Genomic DNA, 22,205 nt, shown 5'->3' with positions numbered 1-22,205 from the left:
CTCACGCAAGCTCTTTCGAAAGGCCCGGCAAAATCAGATCGGCTTTAAGGCCGCCGATGGCGCTGCGCGACAGCGAAAAGCGGCCATGGTACTCTGACACCACCTCGGAAACGATCGACAATCCGAGACCCGTGCCCGGCCGGCTCTCGTCCAGCCGCCTGCCGCGCTTCATCGCTTCGCTGATCTGTCCCGGCTCCAGCCCCGGCCCGTCATCCTCGACAGTCAGCTCCACCCAGGAGCGACGGGCGATTTCGGCGTCGGACGATGGGTGCGTGCCGGTCGCAAGCGTGATGACCACGCGCGTCTGCGCAAAACGCACGGCATTCTCCAGAAGATTGCCGACAACCTCCTCCAGATCCTGCTGCTCCATGCCGAGCACGGCGCCGGCCTGCTCGAAATTCAGGACAAACTGCTTGTCGGGGTTCAGGCGACGCATGACGCGCACCAGCCGTTCCAGTGCCGGTTCCGCTTCCACGCGGGCGAGGATAGAACCGCGCTGGGCGGCGATGCGGGCGCGGGAGAGATAGGATTGCACCTGCGCCTGCATGGCATCGGCCTGCGCCCGCACCAGATCGCCATGCTGCGGGTCCAGCGTGCGCGCCTCGTTGAGAAGAACGGCGATCGGCGTCTTCAGCGAATGCGCGAGGTTGCCCACCTGCATGCGGGCGCGCTCCACGAGGCGGCGGTTGCTGTCGATGAGCGCGTTGACCTCATTGGCCAGCGGCTGGATTTCGCGCGGGAATTCACCTTCTAGGCTTTCCGCCTCCCCGCCCCTGATCTTGCCAAGCGCGACGCGAGCCTGATCGAGCGGCCGCAGACTGTAGAGAATGGCGAGACCATTGACGACCAGACTGCCCACACCGAAAACGGCGAGCGCCAGATAGAGGCTGTTGGAGAAATCCCGTACATCGTCTTCCACGACATTCAGATTGCCGGAAACGCGGAAACGCGCGGCACGCCCCTCGCCATCCAGCACGACTTCGGTTTCCGCCACACGCACCTGATTGCCGGCCTCGTCGGTCACGGCATAAAAGCGCTCATAGCGGTTGTCGAAGGGCGCATCGAGAATGCTCGGCACCGGCAAGGTGGAGACGCCGAGCGACGAGGAAACCAGCGGCGCGGTCTGGAAATTGCCGAGCGGCTCGACAACCCAGTACCAGCCGGTATCGGGCTGCGAAAAACGCAGGTCGCCAAGCTGCGGGCTGCCGGCCAGCGTATTCTCGTTGGAAATCGTCACGGAATTGATGACGTTGTAAAGCTGCGCCCTGAGAAGATCGGTGAAGCTGCGCTCCACCCCCTGCCGGTAAAGCGTCGAGATGACGACGGCGATCACCACCAGCGCCAGCGCCGACCATAGCGAGGCGAGCAGCAGAACGCGGGCGGTGAGAGAATTACTTCGCATCTGCCGGTGCTTGCATCCGGTAACCGAGACCACGGATCGTCTCGATCAGATCAACCCCGAGCTTCTTGCGCAAACGTCCGACAAATACCTCGATCGTATTGGAATCGCGGTCGAAATCCTGATCGTACATATGTTCGACCAGCTCCGTGCGCGACACGACCTCGCCCATGTGATGCATGAGATAGGACAACAGCCGGAACTCATGCGAGGTGAGCTTCAGCGTCGTACCGTTGACGGTCGCCTTGGAGGATTTGGTGTCGAGCCGGACCGGGCCGCAGACGAGTTCGGAGGAGGCATGGCCGGCGGCGCGGCGGATGAGAGCGCGCACACGGGCGAGAACCTCTTCGACATGGAAAGGCTTGGTGACGTAGTCATCGGCTCCGGCGTCAATGCCGGCGACCTTGTCGCTCCAGCGGTCGCGGGCGGTGAGGATGAGAACAGGCATGGCCTTGCCGGCCGCACGCCATTTTTCGACGACGGTAATGCCATCCAGCTGCGGCAGGCCGATATCGAGAACGATCGCGTCATAGGGCTCGGTATCGCCGAGATAATGCCCTTCCTCGCCGTCAAATGCCTGATCGACAACATAACCGGCTTCTTTCAGCGCGTCGGTCAGCTGCCGATTGAGATTGGCATCGTCCTCAACAACGAGAATACGCATTATCAGCCCTTTCCTTCCGTCCCGGCCCGCGCGCGGGGTCGGTCATGCTAAATGTTTCGGATTGTTTTCCGATATTTCGGCGATGCGGGCAAGCTACATCGGCACGCGCATCGTCACCTTGCGCGGGCGCTCGCCATTACCCTGGACGAGAACGGTGACGACGCAGGACTGACCATCGCCGGAAGGATAGACCGAAAGCAGCTGACCACCGGTTTCGCGCACGACGCGGGCAACGGCTGCGCCGCAGTCGCTCGCTGCCAGTATGTAATGGCCCTGCAGATCAGCCTCGGGCGCCGTGAAACCGGAAAGCCCGGCTGCAAGCGTCGCGATGATGAGAGGTGATGCCATTGCACAAACTTCCAAAAAACCGGGTGCGTCTCGAACCGTATTGTGACCGAATATGTAGCGCAAAGCGTCTGAATGGCAAATGAATGCCGCCCCCGCCGCAAGGGCGTAACGCGGGAGCGGCGTCTTCGCATGTGCTGTCAGCGAATGGCGCTGGTCGCCGAAAGGCGGCCGTAAAGTGCGATCAGGCCGCCAATTCCGCCCGCAACCGTCACCAGCTCGTCCGCAAGTTCGCCTTGCAGACCGGCGGGCAGCTCAAGGCCGGCAATGCTGAAAAGCGGTGCGAAAACCGCGACCAGAGCACCCCAGATCGTGCGCGATTGATACCACGCTTTGGTACTGTCCATAATCTCATCCTTTGCGTTGTTTTTCAGACACATGTCAGATCGGCAGAACGGCCTTGGCCGCCACGCCCGAGGGCACCGCGCGGCCGAGCTGGCGGACACGCACGGAAATGTGATCCCGCAAGGCCGGGAAATCTGTGAGTTCGTCTGCGGCGGGGTAAAACCACACGGGTTCTGAAACCTCCGCCACGCGCCGCACCGTCTCGCCGTCCAGCACCTCGACGCGATAAAGCTCGAAGGGCTCGTCCAGCGGGATCTCGCTCGCATCCCAGCCGTCGGCCTCCACCCGGCCCCGACGTTTCCACCTGAACAGCACGCCATCCCCGCGCCGTTCGGCGGAAAGATGGACCGGCGCGAGCGGCGTCAGCGCCCGCAAGCCTCCCTCGAAGGCAAAAGGCCCGCTCATTGCGCCCGCCATTCCCGCAGCTTCCGCGATCCAGCTCAGGCGTCGTCCGCGCTCGCTCGCGGCAAGACCCAGCGGCTGCACCGCCTGATCCAGAACCACCACCGGCGCACCCTTTGGCGCGCCTGCGGCCAGTGCGTCTTCCGTGCCGGCCAGTCCCCGCAGGAGAGAGGAAAGCCGCCAACGTGAGGGTGCGATTTCTTCGGCCTTTGCGAAAGCGACGATTTCCCACACGCCGTTTGCGGCCTTGATGGCGAGACGGTTCTCGCCGTTCAGCACCGAAAGCTCCGCGGCCGACGACACTTCACCGAAGGGCAGATCGACGAGGATGGTGTTTTTCCGGTCGAAACGGCCGGGAGGGCCTGATATCAGCGGCATTGCCAGCGCGCCGATCATCGCCGGCCGGTCAAGCAGAACGCGCTGCCGGTAACCTTCCCTGCCCGGCGACGCGGAAATGATGATGGGCCGCCAGGGCTTTGCGAGGGCGGCAATCCGCGCCGAATCCTCCGGCGCGGTGCCGTCATGGCAGGGAAGATCGAGAAACAGTACCTCGGGCGCGAACCCTTCCGCACCGCTTGCGGCGTTGCTGCGCTGTTCCTCCGCACCACCAGCGAAAACCGAAAAGGCGGCGGAAAAGGCCCGCGCCTCCATCTGCCGCACCGCGCCGTCCTCAATGCGGCTCACCAGAAACCGCCCGGAAGGCGCTTGCGGAAAGGCGCCTTCCGGCAGGCGGATGCAATCGCCGGGTTCGAGGGTGATTTCAGAAGGCGGCAGGGCAAAGCGCAGGCTGCGCCGCGCCTGCCGGTTGTCGCGCAACAGCGCCTCGACCGCCGCTTCCGCCGTTTCCGAAGGCAGGGCGGCGTTGAGATCAAGCCGCATGATCCGGCTACCGGCATTGTCGATGCGGCGGGACCTTGCACTCCCCTGCTCGTAATCCAGCGCCGGGTTGAAAGACGTCAGCACGGCCTCTGCCGCAAAATCGCTGTCATGGCCGCGACTTTCCGACCAGAGCGGCTCGTCCTCCAGATCGGCCAGCACGGCAATATCGCGGACCGGCAAAACCGCCGTGTTACGGGAGCGGAAGCGCAGGGTTCCGCCATCTTCCGCCACATCCACCTGGAAAGCCGCCATCAGCGGCTCCAGGAGGTTGCGGGCCGAGGTCACGTCGCCCTGCACATAACCGGTCAGATCACCGCTGACGGCGGACACGTCGAAGGCGGAAAAGCCGTGATCGGTGAGGATGGCGGCGATGGTATCGGCGAGTGTGGCCGTTCCCAGCCGGCCATTCAGCCAGTGGCCAGTGCGCCAGTTCGCCCCATCGCTCCATGCCGCGCCATTCTGCGGAAAGGCGGGAAAAGGCCGTGCATCCCAGGTCCACAGATAGACCCTGTCTGCATCGACCATCGCTGCGGCCTCACGCCAATGGTCGAGATGCGCCTCGAGAAACCGCCGCTGCTGGCTGTCGGCGCGGCTTCGGCGGGAGAAATAGGGGAAGGCGTTTTCCGCCGATTTCGGATCGGGAAAGACATTGGGGCGTGTCGCGCTCTTGTCCACCGCCGGGCAGCCGAGTTCGGTGAACCAGATCGGCTTCGAGCCCGGCACCCATGCGGTCGGCGTGGATTTCTCCACTCCCCGCACCCGGTCGTGATGGAGGTTGCCCCACCAGTTCCTGATATCCTTGTAGCGGAACACCCAAGGCTTGCCCTTCAGCCCGTCCGTAATCGGCGTGCGCCGCCGTGCTGCGCGGTCTGCGTCACTGAAATAATACCAGTCGAAGCCCTCACCTGCCGTGATGGCATAACGGAATGCGGCGGCATCATCCGGGCCGGTCATGCCATCGGGACTGCCGTTCGCGGCATCCTCGTCACGCCAGTCGGAGAGCGGCATGTAATTGTCGATACCAACAGCATCGATATCAGGGCTCGCCCAGAGCGGGTCGAGGTGGAAGAACACGTCGCCCGAACCATCTGCCGGCTGGTGGCCGAAATATTCGCTCCAGTCCGCCGCATAGGTCAGCTTCACCGCCGGTCCCATCACGGCCCGCACGTCGCCCGCCAACCGCACCAGTTCCTCGACAAAGGGAAAGGCATCATTCTCGTCTCTCAGCGCCGTCAGCCCGCGCAGTTCCGAGCCGATCAGGAAGGCATCCACCCCGCCCGCCCGAGCCGCCAGCGCCGCATAATGCAGCACCATGCGCCGGTAACCTTCATGGCGATTGCAGAAGGCGGAAACCTGCGTCCGTGCGCCAGCGCTGCGATCCGCAGAACCGGCCCTGCCGGGTGCGGGAAAGCAGGTGATGCGCCCGCGCCAGGCATAAGCGTCCTGCTCGCTTTTGCCATAGGGGTCTGCAAGACCGTTAACGACGGGAACATCCATCATCACGAAGGGATAAAGGCACACTCGCAAACCCCGCGCCTTGAGATCGGCGATGGCCTGCAACACGCTTTCGTCGTTGGGTGTACCGCCATAGGCCGGGCCGCCCCCGTGATGGCTGACGAGATGCGCCTCGCCGCGCGAAAGGCCGGCGACGGACCATGGCATCGTTTCCCCATCCCGGCCGTCCACCTCCACGCCGGGCAGAATGCGGCATTCACCCACCCGCATATCCGTACCGAACCAGCTCACCACCAGCGCCACGCTCTCAAGATTGGGGCAGAGCGCCTGCAATTCGTCGATTGCCGCCTGCCAATCCGTCGCGGCGGTCAAACCATTGCGGTTCATGATGCGGCTTTGGCCGATGCCCGTTCGTTCGGAAACCTGCACGGTGGCGTAACCATGCTCCGTTGCGCCGGGGATGACGGTGATGGCGCGGATGGCTTTTTCCAGCCGTCCGACAGGCCGCACCACTTCGAACTGCATCAGCGGAATGCGGTTGCCATAAGTATCGAGCGGCAGACGTTCGAACACGACATAGGCCAGTCCGCGAAAGGCCGGCGCATTGCCCGCCCCCTGCTTCGCCTCGATCAACGGATCGGGCAATTGCGTCTCGCTGCCGGGATAAAAACGCATCTCGATGGCGCTCAGGTCCAACTCCCGCCCATCGGCCCAGACACGCCGCACCATGGCCGCCTCACCTTCGCACAGGCCGATGGCGACATTGGCAAAATTGCGAAAGGTTTCGACCTTCGGGCCACGGTTGCCCTTGCCGCCGCGGCGCTCCACCTCGATGCTTTCTTCAAAACGCGTCGCCCAGATCAGCGTGCCGCCGATCCTTGCGGTGCCATAAAGCCGGCTGATCGCCGCCCCCTCATCCGCCCCCGGAATGCGCGCCGTCGAAAGACGCGCGCCCGTTACCGTCCGCCCGTTCGAAAGCAGCGTGCGGTCGATGGCATTGCCCGCCAGCGCCCCGGCCGCCCGGCCGATCATTGCGCCCAAAGGACCGAAAATGCCGCCGAGCGCCGCACCCGCCGCCTGAAAAACGATTGTCGCCATGCTCGCCTCGAAAAACTCAGGGATCGGGAAAACGGAAGATACCGGCGATGCGCCGCCTCCAGCCCGGCACCAGCGCCGAACGCACCACCGCCGCCTGTTCATAGGCATGGATGAAATGCTGTGACCCGGCCAGAATGCCGAGATGTTTGGCCGCCGCATCGGCCCGCCAGCGAAACAGCAGCAAGTCTCCCGACCTTGCCTCTTCCATGCGCGGAACCGCCAGAAAATGGCGTTCCGCCGCCGCCATCAACCGGTCCTCGCCGCCGCGTTCAGCCCAATCGGGCGCATAGGGCGGCGGCAATTCCGGTTCGTGGCCGTAAACGCCGCGCCAGATGCCGCGAATGAGGCCGAGGCAATCGCAGCCGACACCCTTCAACGAGGCCTGATGCCGATAGGGCGTGCCGATCCAGCCTCCGGCGAGCGCCAGCACTCTTTCGCCGGTGTCGCTCATGAAAACAGCGCCCCACCGTCATGGCTCTCACCGCCGCTCGCATAGGAATAGGCGAAATCCGCCCCCGGCAGATGCGGGAAGCCCCGGAAATTCAGATGATTGGTGAATTTCGCCCGGCAAGTGGTGAAACTCTTGTCGCAGCCGGCGGTGACAGAAAACGTGTCCCCCGGCGAAGGCAGCTGTTCCGGCGGCAGCCAGAAGGACAGATGCACGCCGCCGTCACGCCGCTCGTGGCCATCGAGGTCGAAACTCTTGGCCGCCAGCAGGCCGGCCAGAAAGCGGAGCTTTCCCCGGCTGAAAAAACCATCGGCAAAGGCATCGAGCCCTGACACGAGCAGGCCGCCCGAGGCATCCACCGCCACAACGTTGCCATGGCCGGTAAACGGCTCGAGATCGACACCGCAACGCCTGTCCCCGAGTGCGGCATCGCAGCGACGCCCATAGACCCTGCCCTGCGGCTGGCCGAGGCGATGGGCAAGGCTGCGCAGCTCGGCGCGAAACGCCCCGCCAGCCCGTGTCACCTCGCCAATCTCGCGCATGTTCAGCAGCATATGCTGGTCAGGCGCCTGCCAGTTGACGAGGAAAAGCTCCACCCTCGCACCATCGAAACGCCCGGCGGCCAGATCGTCTTCCGCAATCGCCTCGCTCGAAAAACCGCCCGCCACCTCCCCGGCACTCGCGCCCAGCCCCGTTTCGCTGTCGCTGTCGCTGGCCGCAAAGCCGCTGGCGGCAAGGTAGGAGGTGCCGCCGAACACGATCATCTCATCATGATCGGTAAAACCAATCGTGACGCCATCCTTCAGTGTCACCTTCCAGCAATGGCATGTGGTCGTCGCATCTCCCTTGAGATGCTCGGCAAGGGCGGCGGGAATGGTTTTCATGGCAGGATTTCCATCAGTGGAATGGAGGGAATGCGGCCCGCCTCGAAAGCGGTCAGGTTTACGTCGATACGGTCGATCGCGAAACGAACCGGCACGTCGAATTCAAAACCGGCACGGATTGCAGCGCCGGCGGGCGGCACGCGCCCCGCCCGGAAGGTCACAATGCCGGTGGCGTGATCGACCGAGATAGCGGCCGCTTCCGCCTTCACCCCCTCGACCGAAACAATGACCGAACCCTCCGCGGGTTTATCGATCCGCCGCGTGAAGGAGCCGCCGGCATCGGCATAGGTCTTCAGCAACTGAAAACCCGCCGTCACCCCATCGCCGGTACCAATCCTCTGATCGATCGCAGCGGGTGTCTCTCCGGGCGGGCAGGATTTGAAATCCACGGGATCGCGAAAACGAAAGCCGTAAAGCTCACCGCGCCGCGCCTCGAAAAAGGCGAGCACCTCATAGAGATCGGCGACGGAGCGGATGCCGGATCCGGCGTCATAGCTGCGTCTGGCGTTCCTCCAGCGCTGGTTGCGACTCTCCCGGCCATTGGACAGGTTGACGATATCCGTCCGCCTCACCGGCCCGCCGCTGACGCCGAGCGCGAGCCGCAGCGGAAAGCGCACTTCATGAAATGCCGCCATGTCGTTGTTCCTGGATTCTTTTCAATGGTCTGGGAAAGTGAGCGCGCGTCACAATCCGCGCTGGCCGCGCCCGACGCTGCGCGCCAGCATGGCGGCGATCTGGCCTTCGCTTTTGCGGAAGCTCGCAGCATCCGTCGCCGTCACGTTAAAAACGATCTGCGCCCCGCCGCCGCCCGCAGGTGCGGCAACACCGAGGGCGCCATCCGAACCGCGCTTCAGCGGCAAAATCGCTTCCGCCCCCGCCTCGCCCATCAGGCCAAGCCCGCCGCCCATCGGAAAAAAAGCGGGGCTGGAGACCACCCCGCCATCGGCAAAAGGCGTAATGCTGCGCCCCGGCACCCCGCCATCGGCAAAGGCGAACAGCGAACCGCCGCCGTTCAACAACCCGCCGACGGCATCGCCAATCATGCTCTCCAGCGGTTTCAGCCCGGCCGAAAGCGCGATGCCGGACAGCCGTTGGCCAAGCCCGCGCAACACATCGTCCAGCCCCTTGCCACCCGTCGCCGCCGCCTGCAGGGCCGAGGTCAGGGCCGCACCGAACCGCTCGGAACGCTGCTCGAGATCACCCATCACCTCGGAGAGCGCCTCCGCCTCTTCCCGGTTCTCCGCAATCGATCTTTCGCCCGTCATCGCGCTTGCCTTTCTGATTCAAACCGGAGCCGCAAAATTTTGAAATGCCATTCGTTTTTGAGATCAACTCACCCATCCGGAAACTGCCGCATCATCCCCTCCATGGCCTGACGGTCAGGGCCGCGCGAAGCGGCGTTGCCGCCCGTCATCGCGAAAAATTCCCTCGGGGTCATCATCCAGAAGGTTTCGGAGGAAAGCCGCAGCAGGAAGAGGCCGGTATGGATCACCGCGTCCCAGGGGAATGGGCGCGGCGTCGCCTCGCCTGCTGCGGCACTCAAGGGTCCGGTGGCGTCTCGCCTTTCAACCCGCCGAAAGTCGCGGTCAGAAGATCGGCGACGATCGCGGCGTGGCCGGCAATGCCTCCTTCCACCGTGGCGGCGGCCACATCCTCGTCGGAAACGACGTTGCCCGCGCCACGTAGGCCCGCGCCGATCACCCGGATCATGTCCGCCGCCTTCATGCGCCCGCTCGCGAAACGTTGGGCGAGCGCGGTGAGGTCATCGGCTTCAAAGGCGGTTTCGAGTTCGGCAAGAGCCCCGAGCGTCAGGCACAGGATGCGCCTTTCACCGTCTATCAGCGCTTCTATCTCGCCGCGATGGCGGTTCGCCCGCCCGTAACGCAAACGCTCAGGCATCATAGCACTCCGAATGTGAGAAGACCGGCCGATTCCAGCGCGATCTCGAATTGCACTTCGCCATCGTGGCGGCCGGAATATTCGAGCGCGACGATCTGGAAGGGGCCGGCAATGGCGCCGAAATCGGGAATGACGATCTGCCAGCCGGGAATGCTGCCCGCAAAAAATGCGCCGCGCACCAGCGCATCGCTCGCCTGGTCCTTGAAGATGCCGGAGGCCGTGAGCGATGCCCGCTGCACGCCCGCGCCGGCGAGAAGCTCGCGCCAGCGCCCGGCGCTTTCGGCATCCGTCACGTCGACCGCCTGCGCATTGAAGGCCAGCCGTTTTGTTCTGAGCCCCGCCACGGTCGCAAAGACACTGGCATTGTCGATCTTCAGCAGCAGGTCCTTGCCCTTCTGCGCCACCATGTTGTTTCCTTTCATTTAAATTGCGGTTGCGGGGGTGCGGCGGGCCTGCTACCAAATGGTTTCCCGCACCTCGCACCCCGCGATCTCACCATGTCCGACGCCGCCTCCATGACGTCCCGCGTGCGCCTTATCGGCGTGCTGGCGCTTGGGCAGATCATCAGCTGGGGCAGCGGTTTCGACATGTTGGCCATTCTGGCGCCACGGATCGGCGGCGAGCTGGCGATCGGCAACGAGATCGTTTTTGCCGGCCTCACCATCATGATGCTGATCAGCGCGCTTTGCGGCCCGCTGCTGGGAAGAATGCTCGTCCGTCGCGGCGCGGCGCCCGTGCTGGTGGCCGGCTCAGTACTCTTTGCCGCCGGCTTTGCCGTGCTCGCCTTTTCGGGCGGTGTCACAAGCTATCTTTTCGGCTGGGCCGTAATGGGTCTGGCCGCAACCTGCGGGTTGACGACGGCGGCCCATACCGCCGTGGTGGAGCGTGTGGGTGCGGAAAGCGGCCGGTTGCTGACGCTTCTGATGCTGTTCACCGGGCTTTCGGGCGCGGTTTTCCTGCCCGTCACCGCGCTGGCGGAACAACATCTCGGCTGGCGCGGCACACTTCTGCTCTATGCCTGTCTGCAGCTCTTCGTGCTTCTGCCGCTCTATTTCTTCATCCTTCCCGACCGTCCGCCCCGCAAGGAAGCAACGCGGCAGAAAGCCGACGCCCTTTCGTCCACGCCAGTCGATACACGCCGGGCTTTTCTGCTTCTGGCGGCCATGACGACGATCAGCGCCTTTACGACCTTCGGCCTGTCGCCGCTCCTGCCGCTGCTGCTCGTTCAGGCGGGCGCAACGCAATCACTTGCCGTCCAGCTGGCATCGGCGCGCAGCCTGCTGGCAATTACGGCGCGCGGGCTGGATTTCCTGCTTGGGAAACGCGGCAGCCCCTTCCTCACCGCCATGATCGGCTTCTGTCTTCTGCTCGTGTCGCTGCTGCTGTTGCTTGGCTTTGCCCCGGCCATGCCGGCTTTCATCGGTTTCATCATTTTTTTCGGTTTCGGCGCCGGTGTGCTCACCGTCAGCCGGGCCGTGCTGCCGCTGGCGGTATTTTCCCCGGAGGAATATGGGCTGCAGGCCGCGCGTATCTCCCTGCCGCAGAACCTCGCCATTGCCGTTGCACCTGTTATTTTCACGCTGGCGCTGGATCGCGGCGGGGTGGCGGCCATGCTTGGCGTCGCCGCCGTGCTGATCGCCATTTCGTTTGTGCTCCTGATCGTCCTGTGGAAAACCGTGCGCAGGCAGAACGCCTGAAACGGCACTACTCCGTCACCGCCCTGAAACGCATCTCGATGATGAAATTCCGGGTCTTCGCCTCGCGCCGCGAGCGGCTGGAGAGAAGATGCAGATTGACGAGAGAGACCCCGGCAATCGGCAGCGCCGCATCATCGAGCAGGCTCATGACACGAGCGGTGATCTCTCCCGCACCCTTGCGGCCATTGGCATCGCTCCATATCTGCAGCGACAGGAAATGTTCCTCGGCCTTTTCCGTGGCGGTCGAATAATCCCTGCTTTCGAGATCATCGATAACGATGCAAGGCAGAACCGCGCGCGGCAGAAGCCGGTCGACGATGCCGCCGGGGATGAGCGCCGTCAGCACCGCATCGCCGGTCAGTCGCGCGAAAATCGCCTGCAGAAGCGGGTTTGCGGCGCTCATCGGCTTTCCTCCTCGCAACGGCAGACGATGAAGCGACATGTCTCATCCGGGTCCATCACCGCCCGGATCGCCAGAATGCGGCGGCCCTTGCGAAAGCGCATGCCAGCAATGATGTCAGCGCGGTAAGCCAGCCAGACGCGGTGGGTGATCGTCACGCCCTCGGCCGAGGCCCGTTCATGGGATGCCTCCGAAACGGGTTCGATCGCAGCCCAGAGCGACCGCAGGAAATTCCAGCTTTCCGCAGCACCACCCTGCCCGTCCGGCGTTTCGGTCCGCACGTCCAGTTCCAGCCGCGCCGTCAGCTTGCCGGGATCGAGAAAAACAAGGTTCATGTCTCAAAGCCCCAGACGGCAGAAGGGCGCAACCAGCCGCTCGTAGCCGGCGGGAACGGCCGCGGGCTGGTTTTCCGGGGCGACAGCACCGCGAAAGGCGAACATCTGTGCCACATGCATCAGCATGGCGCGTTTCAGCGTGTCGGGCACATCCGTTCCCGCTTCGCCGTAACCGGCAATGAAATCGATCTCGATGCCGTTCATCGCCCGGCCGGGAGCCGGCGGATCGCGCAGCCACAGCCTCGCCGGCCGCGCCGCACCGTCGAGCAATTTCTCCCCGGCGGTGATGTCTGCCGAGCGCCCCTCTCCGTCAAAAACCAGAATCGTTTCGATGGCTTGCACCGGTGTCCTGCCAATCAGAATCACGCCCGTCTGCGGCCACCGGTCGAGATAAAGCCGCCAGGTCTGACGGAGGAGGCAAAGCCCGCTCGTGCGTTCCAGATGCTCGCGGGCGGTGCGGATGAGCGCGGCAAGAAGCGCGTCCTCGTCGCCGCTGTCGAGGCGCAGATGCGCCTTGACCTCGGCAAGCGTCAGCGGCTCCGCCTGCGGCGGATGAATGAGGGCGTAGGTCATGGGGTCTCCGGGATGACGGCAATTACAGGCTGGATAAGCGAGCGGGTGCAACGAATCTCTTCTCCCCGAGGGGGAGAAGTCCGCGGCAGCGGGATGAGGGGGCGACGGTAGAGATATTCCGCAATGTTGCCCCCTCATCTGCCCTTCGGGCATCTTCTCCCCGGCGGGGAGAAGAAAGGGCCGCAAGGTCGGCGGTCAATTCACCCCGAATTTCACCAGCTTGATCGCCTCGAAATTCTGCACGCCGCCGCCCACACGCTTGGTGGTGTAGAACAGCACATAGGGTTTGGCCGAATAGGGATCGCGCAGGATGCGCACGCCGGTACGATCAACGACGAGATAGCCGGCGCGGAAATCGCCAAAGGCGATGGCAAAGCTGTTGGCCGCCACATTCGGCATGTCTTCCGCCTCCGTCACCGGGAAGCCCATCAGCGAGGCCGGCTGGCCGGCGGCGGCGGGCGGGTGCCACAGATAGGCGCCGCTCGTATCCTTGAAGCGGCGCAGCGCCCCTTGCGTCTTGCGGTTCATCAGGAAGGTGCCGTTCTGGCGGTGGCCGGCCTTCAGCGCATAGACGGCATCGAGCAGCACATCCATCGGCCCGGCGGAAGCAAAGCCGGCCGAAACGCCGGTCGCGACATAACCGATGTTACCCCAGCTCCAGCTATCATTGGCGACGGTGGTATAGGAGAGGAAACCCTTGGGCTTGCTGGCGCCATCGCCGGCGATGAAAGCGGCGGCCTCCTGTTCGGCGAAAGCGATGTCCACCTCGGAAGCAATCCAGGCCTCGATATCGACGGCGGCATCATCCAGCAGGCCCTGCGTGGCCGCCGGCATGGCGTAAAGCTCCATCGTTGGAAAGGAAAGCTCGGCAAGCTGCGGCGTTGCCGTCTGCGGTCGTGCCGCCGTTTCGGAGACCCAGCCGGTCGTCATGCCGCCGGGCGAGAAGGGTTTTTTCAGCACGGCGGCGGAAACCTGCCGCACGGTTGCCAGTGCGCGGATCGGCGAAATCGCCGTCATGCGCCGACCGATCTCGCCATCCGTCTCACTCGGCAGCAGGAAGCCGCCATCGGCCCCGGTCGAACCGGCAAAAGCCTTGGCCTCCAGATCGCGCAGCGCGCCTTCCTCACCGCGGCGGATATAGGCCTCGAAAGCGGCCTTGTGCTCCTCGGCATCGTGGGAAAGCGCGTCCTTGCGGCCAAGCGCGGGGCGCGCCTTTTTCAGCGCCAGATCGTCCACGATCCGGCGGTTGTCGTCGAGCGCCCTGTCGATACGGTCGAGCTTGTCGCGGGTCACGACATCTGCCCCCATCTTGCGCTCGATATCGGCAAGCCGCTGGTCGTTGGTTTCGCGGAAGGCCTCGAAGGCCTCCATGAACTCATCGAAGGCGGCCGTCACCGTATCGGGCACGGCCTTCACCTGCGGTGCAACAGTCATCGGGGCCGGTTTCGTCATCTGTTCTGTCATGTCGTTTCCTTGTGGGTGATTGTCCGGAAGTCAGCGTTTGAATGCCGTGTCGAACAGCGAGCGGGCAGCGCGACGCATGTTGCGCACCAGTTCGGTCTCGCGGTCGCGGAAGAAGCGGGCGTGCTTGACGTCGGAAACCCGCGCGGACGGCAGCATCGGGAAGGTCACGACCGAAATTTCCCAGAGATCGGCCTCCAGAATGCGCCGGACGCCTGAGCCCGCCGCCTTGCCGGAGCGCCCATCCTTACTGGAACGCCCCTCTTTACTCGAACGTACGGTGCGAAAGCCGATCGACAGCCCGTCCAGCGCGCCGGTCTTCATCAGCGAATGCACCTCGCGGGAGCGGGCGACGCCGGGTGCGAGAACGCCCTCCACATAAAGACCGCGCTCATCCTCGCGGATGGTGCGCCAGGCACCGATCGGCTCGGCAGGGTCGTGCTGATAGAGCATGCGGATACCGGCCGCGCCCCGCTCTTCGATGGAGCGGCGGAAAGCCCCGCGCTCGATGACATCCTGACCGAGATCGACCTCGCCGAAGACGCTGGCATAACCGGAAAAGGTGCCGTCGCTGGTAATGCCGCGCAGCTCCAGATTGGCGAATTTGCGCGTGGCGGGACGCGGCCCGCGATAAACGTGCATGGAAAACTCCTGCGATGTGAAGGAAGTGTCAGGCGCGCGGGCGGGCGCTGTAACGGTCGGCGATACGCACCAGCACGCCCAGCCCCCACCAGGCCCCCATGCTGGCGGCGGCGGACCCCGCCACCATGATTTCCCGGCCCGAAAGCGCGCCGGCAATATCGAGTTGCTGCACGATCCACAGGCCGATCGGCCCGCCGAAGATCATGCCGCAGGACACGCCGGTGATGAAACGGCTCGCGGCCTCGCGTTTGCTTTTCGGCAGGAGGTAAACGAGCGATACACCCGCGCCCGCCACGGCGCCGGTGATGCGGGCGGCCCAGATGCCGGCCTCATTGGCGAATTCAGACATGGGTAATCATTCCGTTCTAGGATGTTGTTATCGGGCGGACGCGCCGCGTCGCACGCAGGCGTTTTTTGCGCGCCTGCGCCGGGTGATTTTGTGAGTCTTCGGAATCGCTTGGGCGGAAGACCTCACAGGGAGATTCCGCTTCTTCAGAAAATGATTGAACACGAGGCCGGGGCTTCGATCCGCCGGGTCGGTGATCAATAACCGACGGCTTCGCGCTTTTCTTCGTCGCTCAGGAATGATGCCGCGCCGATGCGTGCCCAGAGCGCATCCCGCTCGCCGGCAAGCCCGGCAATCCGGTCGAGATCAGGTTCTAGCCTCAACCCCAAGCCGAAGACCGGAGAAAGCCAGCCGCAGAGCCTCGCCGCCGTGCGATAAACGAGCGGCAGGACGGTCAGACGATAAAAGGCGCGGTTCGCCTCCTGGTAATTGGCATAGGTATTGTCGCCGGGAATGCCGATGAGCATCGGCGGCACGCCGAGCGAAAGCGCGATATCGCGCGCCGCGCCGTTGCGGGCCTCCAGAAAATCCATGTCGCGCGGCGAAAGACCCATGGCCTTCCAGTCCAGCCCGCCTTCCAGCAACAGCGGACGGCCGGCATTCATCGCCCCCTGATAACCTTCCTCCAGCTCACGCTTCAGCCGCTCATATTGCTCGGTGGAGAGATTGCCGCCCTCCTTCGGCTGGTAGACCAGCGCCCCGGAAGGCCGGGCGGAATTATCGAGCAGGCGTTTGTTCCACTGGCTTGCGGCATTGTGCAGATCAAGCGCGGCCCCTGCGGAAGCGAGCGGCGCAAAACCCGCCCGGTCATCCAGCGGGTGAAAGAGTTTCAGGTGCAACAGCCCTAGCCCGTCGCGCTCGGCGGCGATGCGCCGGGATGCCCGGCCCTCGGCACGGTAATCAAAGGCCACCGGCCAGCCGTCCGATCCTTCGACGATGCTCACCCGGTCGGGCCGCAACAGATGCAGTTCACGCAACTGCCCACCCACCGTTAACGGCTCGATATAGGCATTTCCGGCCAGCATGAGGTGGCCATAAAGCGCCTCGAAAAAATCCGGCCCGCCCATATGGGCGCTCGGTTTTAAAAGCAGCGCCAGCAGCGGATGATCGGCCAGTTCCTCTTCGCCATCATAGAGCAGCCAGCTGACCGAGGCGGATGTTTCCGCCACCATGCGGGCGGCGCGGTGCACCACCGGGTTTTTCATGAAACCTTCGCGGGCAAGTGCGGCATAGGACCGGCCGGACCAGAAGGCCTGCCCGCCCTGCACCGCCACCGCCATGAAGCCATCAGCCATTTTCCGGCTTTCAGGCACGGCTCTGCCATCCGCCGGGCGCTTGCGCGGCAGGGAAAAGGGAAATCGCATGGAGTTGTCCTTGTTTTGATGGCCGCTCAGACCTCTGGTCGGCCCTCATCCCTGTGCTCGTCGCAGGGATCCAGCCAGCCCAAGTCTTTGGGCTGAAAAGAGTCCTCTCGTCGCGCAGAGGCGCCGACTGGATTCCTGTGACAAGCACAGGAATGAGGGAGATGGGGCCTCAGCCCCACGACAAAGGAAAGGTTTGCGCCCGTTATCAGTAGACTACGTGCGGATGCGCGCCACCTTCGCAGGCGGAAGCGGACGTTACCGGATCGGCGCTTTCACCGCCGTATCGCTGTCGAAATCTGCGGCAACGCGGGTCTCGCGCAACGGCTTTACCGTGCGGGTCGAAAGATCATAGGCGGGATCGGCCTTGTAAGCCGCCAGCGCCGCCTCGTTTTCGAACTCGCCATAGACGATGAAATCGACCGAGTTGCCCCATTGGTCCTTCTTCACGTTCTCGCCGATTTCCAGTTTCAGCGAATGCGGTATCGCGGTGAGGCCGGAAAGCCCCTTGCGCACGGCGTCGCGGTTTTCCTCGGGAACGGTGAAAAAGACGATATGGCGGATCACGGTGTCACCTGTCATGCAAACTTAAAAAGGCGGCCTTTTCGGTACCGGGTAACGGGTTATCATCTGGCCCGCCCGGGTTCAATCCGGGCAGCGACAAGCGCGTGATGAAATGCGCGCCCGTAACCGCCTACAAGCCGCGCCCTGTCGCTGCCATTGATGATGGCCCGGGCACCATCCCAATCCTCGCGCCTGTCGCTGAAGAAATCTGAGAGCCTGCGGCCGGTGAAGCCGCCGCCCGACATGCCGTGAATCAGGATCGTGGTGGCCACCTCCGCCTCCATGGCCCGCTCCGGCCGCTCCAGAAGGTCAACGCCAGTCAGCGCCGACATGGCCTCGTAATTGCGCCGATGCGTCAGCTGCACGAAGCCGCGCCCCAGCCAGCTCTTACCCTCGGTGTCCGGCCGCCAATAGGGCTTGCGCACCATGGGCAACCTGCCCGCCGCAAAGGCGCGGTCGAGCCTTGTCATCGCTTCCGCGTCGCTTGCCGCCAGGGTTTCGCGCACGGGCTGCATGGTCGCTGCCGTCTCGTGAAAGGCCGTCGCCAGCATATAGGCGAGCCAGCGCGGATCGCCGCCCGGCATCGCCTTTTCGAACCCTGCCAGCATCGTTTTCGTGCCGGCAAGCTGGGCGGTGCGCAGGCGACCGCGAAAAATAGAAATCCGCGCCGACGCGAAGAATCGCGCCTCGTCATAGGCCATGACTGCTCCTGAAAATGATGGGCGATACGACGCCGGGTTTTTCCACATGACAGTCGCCGGAACTAAATCGATTTGAAAAAACCTTAATCGATTTTAATCCGCGCCCCGTGGTTTTGGGGTAAAAAATTCCTTGAATTCCGGAACCTTAGCGCGCTAACTCCATTCACCGCGCAATCCTGCAGCGTTAACCATTCAAGGAGGAATGCCATGACAGCGACAATCCCCCAGACCGTTTATGACCGGCTCGAAAACGAGTGGCGCCAGATGCGCGAAACCGGCTCCCAGCCGAAGCCGGCACAATCCCCGAAGAAGTAATATCCGCCAGACGCCTGAACTCGGGCGTTGACGGTACCCCGCTTTTCTTCTCCCCGCCGGGGAGAAGAAACAGGCGGCATCCGCTCGACCGGTAATTGGCTCTCATTCACGGGAGCCAATCGTTGCTGACCTCACATCCCCCGCACCTTCGGTTCACTCACCACCATGGTCGTCAACGCCGTGATCGCCCAGACGAGCGCATCCAGCCGGTCGGGCGAGCGTCCTGAAGAAAGACCATCCGGCCCGAAATCCGTCATCTGGTCTTCGAGCTTTTCAAACCGTGCGGCGTGGCACACCCTGCCCTGCTCGTAGAGTGCCGCAACCGGTTCGGCGCGGGTGAACTTGCCGCGGCTTGCCCGCACCAGTGTCAGCGGCAGGTTGGCGTCCACGCTCTGCAGCATGGCCCGAACCATCTCTCCGCCCTGATTGACTTCTGCAACGACCCGGTCCGCCTCGTGGCCGCGAAAGGCGGCGACCACGGCGCGGGCCCAGCCGGCCGGCGTTTCACCCTCCACCGAACAATCTGCCAGCACCGTAAGACGCCCGGATATGCCGAGCCCCGCCACGACAATGCCGCAGCAGGAATGTTCACCGGCACCTGCGGGCGGATCTACCGCCACGACGATGCGCGCAAGCGGTTCATGTCCCGCATCGATGATCGCTTCCAGATCGGCGCGTTTCCACAGCGCGCCCTCGCGCTCATCGATCAATTCGCCGCCGATTTCCTGACGCCCCAGCCGCGTGCCGCCGTAACGGTCCTGCATGGCTTTCAGAAAACCGGGCGAGAGATTCCGCGCATTCATCGCCGTCGGCATCCGCGCCACCCGTGTCGAGGGGTCGGCGAGAAGCGCCTTCAGCAGCGGAATCGGCCGCGGCGTGGTGGTCACGAGTTGCCGGGGGACCTCACCCAGACGCAGGCCGAATTGCAGCATGTCCCAGGTTTCCTGCGGATATTTCCATTTGCCGAGCTCATCCGCCCAGGCCATGTGGAATTGCGGGCCACGCAGGCTTTCCGGGTCTTCCGAGGAAAACACCTGCGCCATCGCGCCATTCGGCCAGAGCAGCCGCCGGCGCGACACCTCGAAGGCGGGGCGATGGCGGCGGGCGATGCGGCAGATGCCGGAAATGCCGTCGATCATCACCTCGCGGGCGTCGCCCAGCGTCTCGGCAACAAGCGCGATGCGCAAATCCGACTGCTTGCCGGCGGAGGCGACATGATGCACCCATTCCGCCCCGGCGCGGGTCTTGCCGGAGCCACGCCCGCCGATCAGCAGCCATGTCCGCCAGTCGCCTTCCGGCGGCTGCTGCGGCAGGTTGCCGATGAAGCGCCAGTCGCGCAGGAGGTTGAAGACCTGCGCCTGAAGGCGCGCTTCGGTCAAAACGTCCGCCATGCCTCAATCAGACCCCACCGGAGTGCCGGACGCTGCCATCGCCTCCAGCCTCTCGCGGCATTTCTGCTCGGCCAGCTCGTCGATGCGTTTGAGGAAATGCGCCACCGCCGCCTCATAATCCTGCGTATCGTTTTCATCCTCGCCCATCAGCGCTTGCCGCTCTTCCGCCAGCACCCGTTGCAGCGCGTCGATCCGCTCCAGAGTGCGGACGATGAGCGACAGCTGATCCGTTGCAACTTTCACATCGGCACGGGCCTGCTTGCCTTCCGTGTCGTCGGCATCAGGCAAAAGCCCCGCCTCGCCCGATTGCCGAAGATTGCGATACATGCAGACTTGATCGCGCATCTCCTCCGTCAGCTCGTTCAGCAATTGCCGCAGACTGCCGTTGCGCGCCGCATCTTCGGCGGCCAGCCTGTCTGCCCGCGATTTGATCTCAGGCGCGGCCTCATCCGCATAAGCAGGCCTGTCCGGCCAGGCTCCGTAGAGCGCCGGGTCGCAATTATGAGCATTTGTCATCGGATTGGCCTGGGAGGGAAATGGAGATGAACATGGGCATGCGACGCGGTTCATTTGCGGGTGGTGCCTCACACAGCCCTCATTCCTGTGCTTGTCACAGGAATCCAGTCGACGCGCGTCCGCGCGGCGGAGGGAGGCTTTTCAGCCCAAGGACTTGGGCTAGCACAGGAATGAGGGAAGAGAGCAAAGCCTTGTTATTCGTAAAATCCAGCGCTCTTATATTTCTGAACCAACCGCGACCCAGCCGCAAATCTCCGACTGTAGCCAAACACTATCAAACCACCGTCACGCTGTAAAGGATTATTTTCCTATCATCGTGATTTTTGTCCTCACCACAGGATTTGCACCCTCGTCCGCCACATATTACACTCGATGCCAGATGGTGAGCAGAAGGGGCGAGTCAAGTTGGTGAAACAATGGGTTGGGCGGTTGTTTGCGGGCCTTTCGGCAACCGGCATCGTCTTTGGCGCTATTCTGTTCTGCGCCTCACTTACCCCGTCGCTCCTGCCGCGAACCTGGCTGATGCAGGGTGTGCTGTGCGGCTTTTCCTTTGCCATCGGTTATATGATCGGTGTCGCCCTGCATGCCGTCTGGGCCTATCTCGAACTGCCCGAGCCCTCGCGCCACAATATGCGCGGCATTCGCTTTCTCATCGCGCTCGCCGCCGCCATCACCGCAATCGCGTTTTTATGGCAGGCGAAGGACTGGCAGAATTCCATCCGCGTTCTGATGGAGCTCGATCCGCTGCCCAGCGCCCACCCCACCAAGACCGGCGGCCTTGCCGTGCTGGTCGCCGCCATCCTTATCGGCGCAGGCCGGCTTTTCCAGCTTATCCGCCGGTTCTTTGCGGCGCGCAGCGGTCATTTCCTGCCGCGCAGACTTGCCAATGTGCTCGGCATCGCGGCAGCAATCGTCCTCTCATGGATGCTGCTGAACGGGCTGATCTTCGATATCGGTCTCAGATTTGCGGATTCTTCGCTGAAACAGGTGGATGCGCTGATCGAGCCTGACGTGCCGCGCCCTTCCGATCCGCTCAAGACCGGCAGCAGCGCCTCGCTGATGGCGTGGGAATCGCTCGGCCGACGCGGCCGCGAATTCGTCGCCGAAGGCCCTGATGGCGCAGACATATCCGCCTTCACCCATCGCCCGGCAAAGGAACCGCTCAGGGTCTATGCGGGCCTCAACTCGGCTTCGACGCCGGAAGAAAGAGCGGCCTTAGCGCTGGAGGAATTGAAACGGGTCGGCGGTTTCGAACGCAAGGTGCTTGTGGTGGTCATTCCCACCGGCACCGGCTGGATCGATCCGGAAGCACTCGATACGGTCGAATATCTGCATGACGGCGATATCGCCAGCGTCGCCGTGCAATATTCCTATCTTTCCAGCTGGATCGCCTTGCTGACGGAGCCGGATTACGGTGTCGAGACGGCACGCGCTTTGTTCGAGGCCGTCTACGGCTACTGGACCACGCTGCCGAAGGAAACGCGGCCGAAGCTTTACCTGCATGGCCTCAGCCTCGGTTCGCTCAATTCGCAGAAATCTTCCGATCTCTACGATGTGCTGGCAGACCCCTTCCAGGGCGCGTTGTGGAGCGGTCCGCCCTTTTCCAGCCCGACATGGCGCATGGCCACCAATGGCCGGGTGAAGGGCACGCCGGAATGGCTGCCGCGTTTCCGCGATTCCTCCGTCATCCGCTTCGCCAACCAATATACGACAGCCCATATGCCCGATGCGGAATGGGGGCCGATGCGGATCGTCTATCTGCAATATGCCAGCGACCCCATAACCTTCTTCGAGGCCGCCTCACTTTACCGGCGGCCGCAATGGATGGTGCATCACGGGCCTGACGTTTCCACATCCTTCCGCTGGTTCCCGGTGGTGACCCTGCTGCAGCTCGGTCTCGATGTCGCCGCCGCCACCACCGCACCGATCGGTTACGGCCATGTCTATGCGCCGGAACATTATATCGATGCATGGACGGAGGTGACCGAGCCACAGGGCTGGAACGCGGACGAGATTCAGCGGCTGAAGATGCTCTTCAAAGCCCGCCGCGGTTCCACCGATCCGGCGTGAACGCGGCGGGCTCGC

At 63.7% G+C, this 22,205-nt stretch carries 25 protein-coding genes; 2 read left to right on the top strand and 23 right to left on the bottom strand.

Going from position 1 to position 22,205, the window contains the following annotated elements:
• Window position 1: 1 nt before the first annotated feature.
• The 12 genes from QRN60_RS04290 to QRN60_RS04235 all read right to left on the bottom strand — a co-directional run bounded on the left by QRN60_RS04290 (window position 2) and on the right by QRN60_RS04235 (window position 10,225).
• Window positions 2-1,402 carry an ATP-binding protein gene (locus tag QRN60_RS04290; protein ID WP_129564535.1) on the bottom strand — a complete coding sequence of 467 codons (1,401 nt, stop codon included), beginning with the start codon at window positions 1,400-1,402 and terminating at the stop codon, window positions 2-4.
• Window positions 1,392-2,063, bottom strand: a complete 672-nt coding sequence (locus tag QRN60_RS04285; protein ID WP_003509815.1) for a response regulator transcription factor — start codon at window positions 2,061-2,063, stop codon at window positions 1,392-1,394. The genes QRN60_RS04290 and QRN60_RS04285 overlap by 11 nt, the downstream gene beginning before the upstream one ends.
• Before the next feature lie 93 nt (window positions 2,064-2,156).
• Window positions 2,157-2,411, bottom strand: coding sequence for a hypothetical protein (locus tag QRN60_RS04280; RefSeq protein WP_003497070.1), 255 nt, complete (start codon window positions 2,409-2,411; stop codon window positions 2,157-2,159).
• 137 nt (window positions 2,412-2,548) lie between these two features.
• A complete protein-coding gene (locus QRN60_RS04275) occupies window positions 2,549-2,755 on the bottom strand; it encodes a hypothetical protein (protein WP_060724183.1) in 207 nt (68 codons plus the stop codon).
• Between the two features lie 34 nt (window positions 2,756-2,789).
• Window positions 2,790-6,587: a baseplate multidomain protein megatron gene (locus QRN60_RS04270; RefSeq protein WP_129564536.1), complete on the bottom strand. Its 3,798-nt coding sequence runs from the start codon at window positions 6,585-6,587 to the stop codon at window positions 2,790-2,792.
• A 16-nt stretch (window positions 6,588-6,603) separates the two neighbouring features.
• Window positions 6,604-7,038 (bottom strand): C40 family peptidase, encoded by a 435-nt coding sequence (locus QRN60_RS04265; protein WP_060723973.1) that lies wholly within the window; start codon window positions 7,036-7,038, stop codon window positions 6,604-6,606.
• Complete coding sequence (locus QRN60_RS04260; protein WP_129564537.1) at window positions 7,035-7,919, bottom strand: phage/gene transfer agent baseplate hub protein; 885 nt, start codon at window positions 7,917-7,919, stop codon at window positions 7,035-7,037. Before QRN60_RS04260 ends, QRN60_RS04265 begins: the two co-directional genes overlap by 4 nt.
• On the bottom strand, window positions 7,916-8,554 hold the full coding sequence (locus QRN60_RS04255) for a TIGR02217 family protein (protein ID WP_087743631.1): 639 nt from the start codon (window positions 8,552-8,554) through the stop codon (window positions 7,916-7,918). The genes QRN60_RS04260 and QRN60_RS04255 overlap by 4 nt, the downstream gene beginning before the upstream one ends.
• A gap of 48 nt (window positions 8,555-8,602) precedes the next feature.
• Window positions 8,603-9,184, bottom strand: a complete 582-nt coding sequence (locus QRN60_RS04250; protein ID WP_099085541.1) for a phage tail tape measure protein — start codon at window positions 9,182-9,184, stop codon at window positions 8,603-8,605.
• A gap of 68 nt (window positions 9,185-9,252) precedes the next feature.
• Window positions 9,253-9,462: a rcc01693 family protein gene (locus QRN60_RS04245; RefSeq protein ID WP_099085542.1), complete on the bottom strand. Its 210-nt coding sequence runs from the start codon at window positions 9,460-9,462 to the stop codon at window positions 9,253-9,255.
• Window positions 9,459-9,818, bottom strand: coding sequence for a gene transfer agent family protein (locus QRN60_RS04240; RefSeq protein ID WP_112294115.1), 360 nt, complete (start codon window positions 9,816-9,818; stop codon window positions 9,459-9,461). The genes QRN60_RS04245 and QRN60_RS04240 overlap by 4 nt, the downstream gene beginning before the upstream one ends.
• Window positions 9,818-10,225, bottom strand: a complete 408-nt coding sequence (locus tag QRN60_RS04235; RefSeq protein WP_129564538.1) for a phage major tail protein, TP901-1 family — start codon at window positions 10,223-10,225, stop codon at window positions 9,818-9,820. Before QRN60_RS04235 ends, QRN60_RS04240 begins: the two co-directional genes overlap by 1 nt.
• Window positions 10,226-10,315: 90 nt before the next feature.
• Here QRN60_RS04235 and QRN60_RS04230 point away from each other — a divergent pair, with 90 nt between their 5' ends.
• Window positions 10,316-11,515, top strand: a complete 1,200-nt coding sequence (locus QRN60_RS04230; RefSeq protein WP_165000577.1) for an MFS transporter — start codon at window positions 10,316-10,318, stop codon at window positions 11,513-11,515.
• A 7-nt stretch (window positions 11,516-11,522) separates the two neighbouring features.
• Here the strand turns inward: QRN60_RS04230 and QRN60_RS04225 are convergent, their stop codons facing one another.
• The 11 genes from QRN60_RS04225 to QRN60_RS04175 all read right to left on the bottom strand — a co-directional run bounded on the left by QRN60_RS04225 (window position 11,523) and on the right by QRN60_RS04175 (window position 20,120).
• The gene (locus tag QRN60_RS04225; protein ID WP_003509835.1) at window positions 11,523-11,918 is read right to left on the bottom strand and encodes a DUF3168 domain-containing protein; all 396 of its coding nucleotides are present in this window, start codon (window positions 11,916-11,918) and stop codon (window positions 11,523-11,525) included.
• Window positions 11,915-12,250: a phage head closure protein gene (locus QRN60_RS04220; RefSeq protein ID WP_003509836.1), complete on the bottom strand. Its 336-nt coding sequence runs from the start codon at window positions 12,248-12,250 to the stop codon at window positions 11,915-11,917. Before QRN60_RS04220 ends, QRN60_RS04225 begins: the two co-directional genes overlap by 4 nt.
• Before the next feature lie 3 nt (window positions 12,251-12,253).
• On the bottom strand, window positions 12,254-12,823 hold the full coding sequence (locus QRN60_RS04215) for a head-tail connector protein (RefSeq protein ID WP_060723968.1): 570 nt from the start codon (window positions 12,821-12,823) through the stop codon (window positions 12,254-12,256).
• A 195-nt stretch (window positions 12,824-13,018) separates the two neighbouring features.
• Complete coding sequence (locus tag QRN60_RS04210) at window positions 13,019-14,287, bottom strand: phage major capsid protein (protein ID WP_129564539.1); 1,269 nt, start codon at window positions 14,285-14,287, stop codon at window positions 13,019-13,021.
• A gap of 30 nt (window positions 14,288-14,317) precedes the next feature.
• Window positions 14,318-14,926 (bottom strand): HK97 family phage prohead protease, encoded by a 609-nt coding sequence (locus QRN60_RS04205; RefSeq protein WP_099085546.1) that lies wholly within the window; start codon window positions 14,924-14,926, stop codon window positions 14,318-14,320.
• A gap of 28 nt (window positions 14,927-14,954) precedes the next feature.
• Window positions 14,955-15,275: a DUF6107 family protein gene (locus QRN60_RS04200; protein WP_003509186.1), complete on the bottom strand. Its 321-nt coding sequence runs from the start codon at window positions 15,273-15,275 to the stop codon at window positions 14,955-14,957.
• Between the two features lie 194 nt (window positions 15,276-15,469).
• On the bottom strand, window positions 15,470-16,636 hold the full coding sequence (locus QRN60_RS04195; RefSeq protein WP_129564540.1) for a phage portal protein: 1,167 nt from the start codon (window positions 16,634-16,636) through the stop codon (window positions 15,470-15,472).
• A gap of 255 nt (window positions 16,637-16,891) precedes the next feature.
• Window positions 16,892-17,200: a Dabb family protein gene (locus QRN60_RS04190; protein WP_031233658.1), complete on the bottom strand. Its 309-nt coding sequence runs from the start codon at window positions 17,198-17,200 to the stop codon at window positions 16,892-16,894.
• Window positions 17,201-17,259: 59 nt separating this feature from the next.
• Window positions 17,260-17,898 carry a lysozyme family protein gene (locus QRN60_RS04185; RefSeq protein ID WP_060723964.1) on the bottom strand — a complete coding sequence of 213 codons (639 nt, stop codon included), beginning with the start codon at window positions 17,896-17,898 and terminating at the stop codon, window positions 17,260-17,262.
• A 446-nt stretch (window positions 17,899-18,344) separates the two neighbouring features.
• Complete coding sequence (locus QRN60_RS04180) at window positions 18,345-19,604, bottom strand: DNA-packaging protein (RefSeq protein WP_060723963.1); 1,260 nt, start codon at window positions 19,602-19,604, stop codon at window positions 18,345-18,347.
• A gap of 3 nt (window positions 19,605-19,607) precedes the next feature.
• Window positions 19,608-20,120, bottom strand: coding sequence for a hypothetical protein (locus QRN60_RS04175; RefSeq protein ID WP_129564541.1), 513 nt, complete (start codon window positions 20,118-20,120; stop codon window positions 19,608-19,610).
• A 429-nt stretch (window positions 20,121-20,549) separates the two neighbouring features.
• Between QRN60_RS04175 and QRN60_RS04170 the strand changes: the two genes are divergently transcribed.
• Entirely contained in the window at window positions 20,550-22,190 is a 1,641-nt protein-coding gene (locus tag QRN60_RS04170) for an alpha/beta hydrolase (protein WP_165000582.1), read from the top strand.
• Window positions 22,191-22,205 lie beyond the last annotated feature (15 nt).

Origin of the sequence: Agrobacterium sp. CFBP2214, from assembly GCF_030209895.1 — a bacterium.
In the GTDB taxonomy this organism is placed as follows: domain Bacteria; phylum Pseudomonadota; class Alphaproteobacteria; order Rhizobiales; family Rhizobiaceae; genus Agrobacterium; species Agrobacterium radiobacter.
This window is presented reverse-complemented; position numbering and strand designations above follow the sequence as displayed.

Bases quoted from the DNA above. Each gene is read 5' to 3' on its own strand.
- QRN60_RS04290 (WP_129564535.1), bottom strand. From the start codon at position 1,402: ATGCGAAGTAATTCTCTCACCGCCCGCGTTCTGCTGCTCGCCTCGCTA.
- QRN60_RS04285 (WP_003509815.1), bottom strand. From the start codon at position 2,063: ATGCGTATTCTCGTTGTTGAGGACGATGCCAATCTCAATCGGCAGCTG.
- QRN60_RS04280 (WP_003497070.1), bottom strand. From the start codon at position 2,411: ATGGCATCACCTCTCATCATCGCGACGCTTGCAGCCGGGCTTTCCGGT.
- QRN60_RS04275 (WP_060724183.1), bottom strand. From the start codon at position 2,755: ATGGACAGTACCAAAGCGTGGTATCAATCGCGCACGATCTGGGGTGCT.
- QRN60_RS04270 (WP_129564536.1), bottom strand. From the start codon at position 6,587: ATGGCGACAATCGTTTTTCAGGCGGCGGGTGCGGCGCTCGGCGGCATT.
- QRN60_RS04265 (WP_060723973.1), bottom strand. From the start codon at position 7,038: ATGAGCGACACCGGCGAAAGAGTGCTGGCGCTCGCCGGAGGCTGGATC.
- QRN60_RS04260 (WP_129564537.1), bottom strand. From the start codon at position 7,919: ATGAAAACCATTCCCGCCGCCCTTGCCGAGCATCTCAAGGGAGATGCG.
- QRN60_RS04255 (WP_087743631.1), bottom strand. From the start codon at position 8,554: ATGGCGGCATTTCATGAAGTGCGCTTTCCGCTGCGGCTCGCGCTCGGC.
- QRN60_RS04250 (WP_099085541.1), bottom strand. From the start codon at position 9,184: ATGACGGGCGAAAGATCGATTGCGGAGAACCGGGAAGAGGCGGAGGCG.
- QRN60_RS04240 (WP_112294115.1), bottom strand. From the start codon at position 9,818: ATGCCTGAGCGTTTGCGTTACGGGCGGGCGAACCGCCATCGCGGCGAG.
- QRN60_RS04235 (WP_129564538.1), bottom strand. From the start codon at position 10,225: ATGGTGGCGCAGAAGGGCAAGGACCTGCTGCTGAAGATCGACAATGCC.
- QRN60_RS04230 (WP_165000577.1), top strand. From the start codon at position 10,316: ATGTCCGACGCCGCCTCCATGACGTCCCGCGTGCGCCTTATCGGCGTG.
- QRN60_RS04225 (WP_003509835.1), bottom strand. From the start codon at position 11,918: ATGAGCGCCGCAAACCCGCTTCTGCAGGCGATTTTCGCGCGACTGACC.
- QRN60_RS04220 (WP_003509836.1), bottom strand. From the start codon at position 12,250: ATGAACCTTGTTTTTCTCGATCCCGGCAAGCTGACGGCGCGGCTGGAA.
- QRN60_RS04215 (WP_060723968.1), bottom strand. From the start codon at position 12,823: ATGACCTACGCCCTCATTCATCCGCCGCAGGCGGAGCCGCTGACGCTT.
- QRN60_RS04210 (WP_129564539.1), bottom strand. From the start codon at position 14,287: ATGACAGAACAGATGACGAAACCGGCCCCGATGACTGTTGCACCGCAG.
- QRN60_RS04205 (WP_099085546.1), bottom strand. From the start codon at position 14,926: ATGCACGTTTATCGCGGGCCGCGTCCCGCCACGCGCAAATTCGCCAAT.
- QRN60_RS04200 (WP_003509186.1), bottom strand. From the start codon at position 15,275: ATGTCTGAATTCGCCAATGAGGCCGGCATCTGGGCCGCCCGCATCACC.
- QRN60_RS04195 (WP_129564540.1), bottom strand. From the start codon at position 16,636: ATGCGATTTCCCTTTTCCCTGCCGCGCAAGCGCCCGGCGGATGGCAGA.
- QRN60_RS04185 (WP_060723964.1), bottom strand. From the start codon at position 17,898: ATGGCCTATGACGAGGCGCGATTCTTCGCGTCGGCGCGGATTTCTATT.
- QRN60_RS04180 (WP_060723963.1), bottom strand. From the start codon at position 19,604: ATGGCGGACGTTTTGACCGAAGCGCGCCTTCAGGCGCAGGTCTTCAAC.
- QRN60_RS04175 (WP_129564541.1), bottom strand. From the start codon at position 20,120: ATGACAAATGCTCATAATTGCGACCCGGCGCTCTACGGAGCCTGGCCG.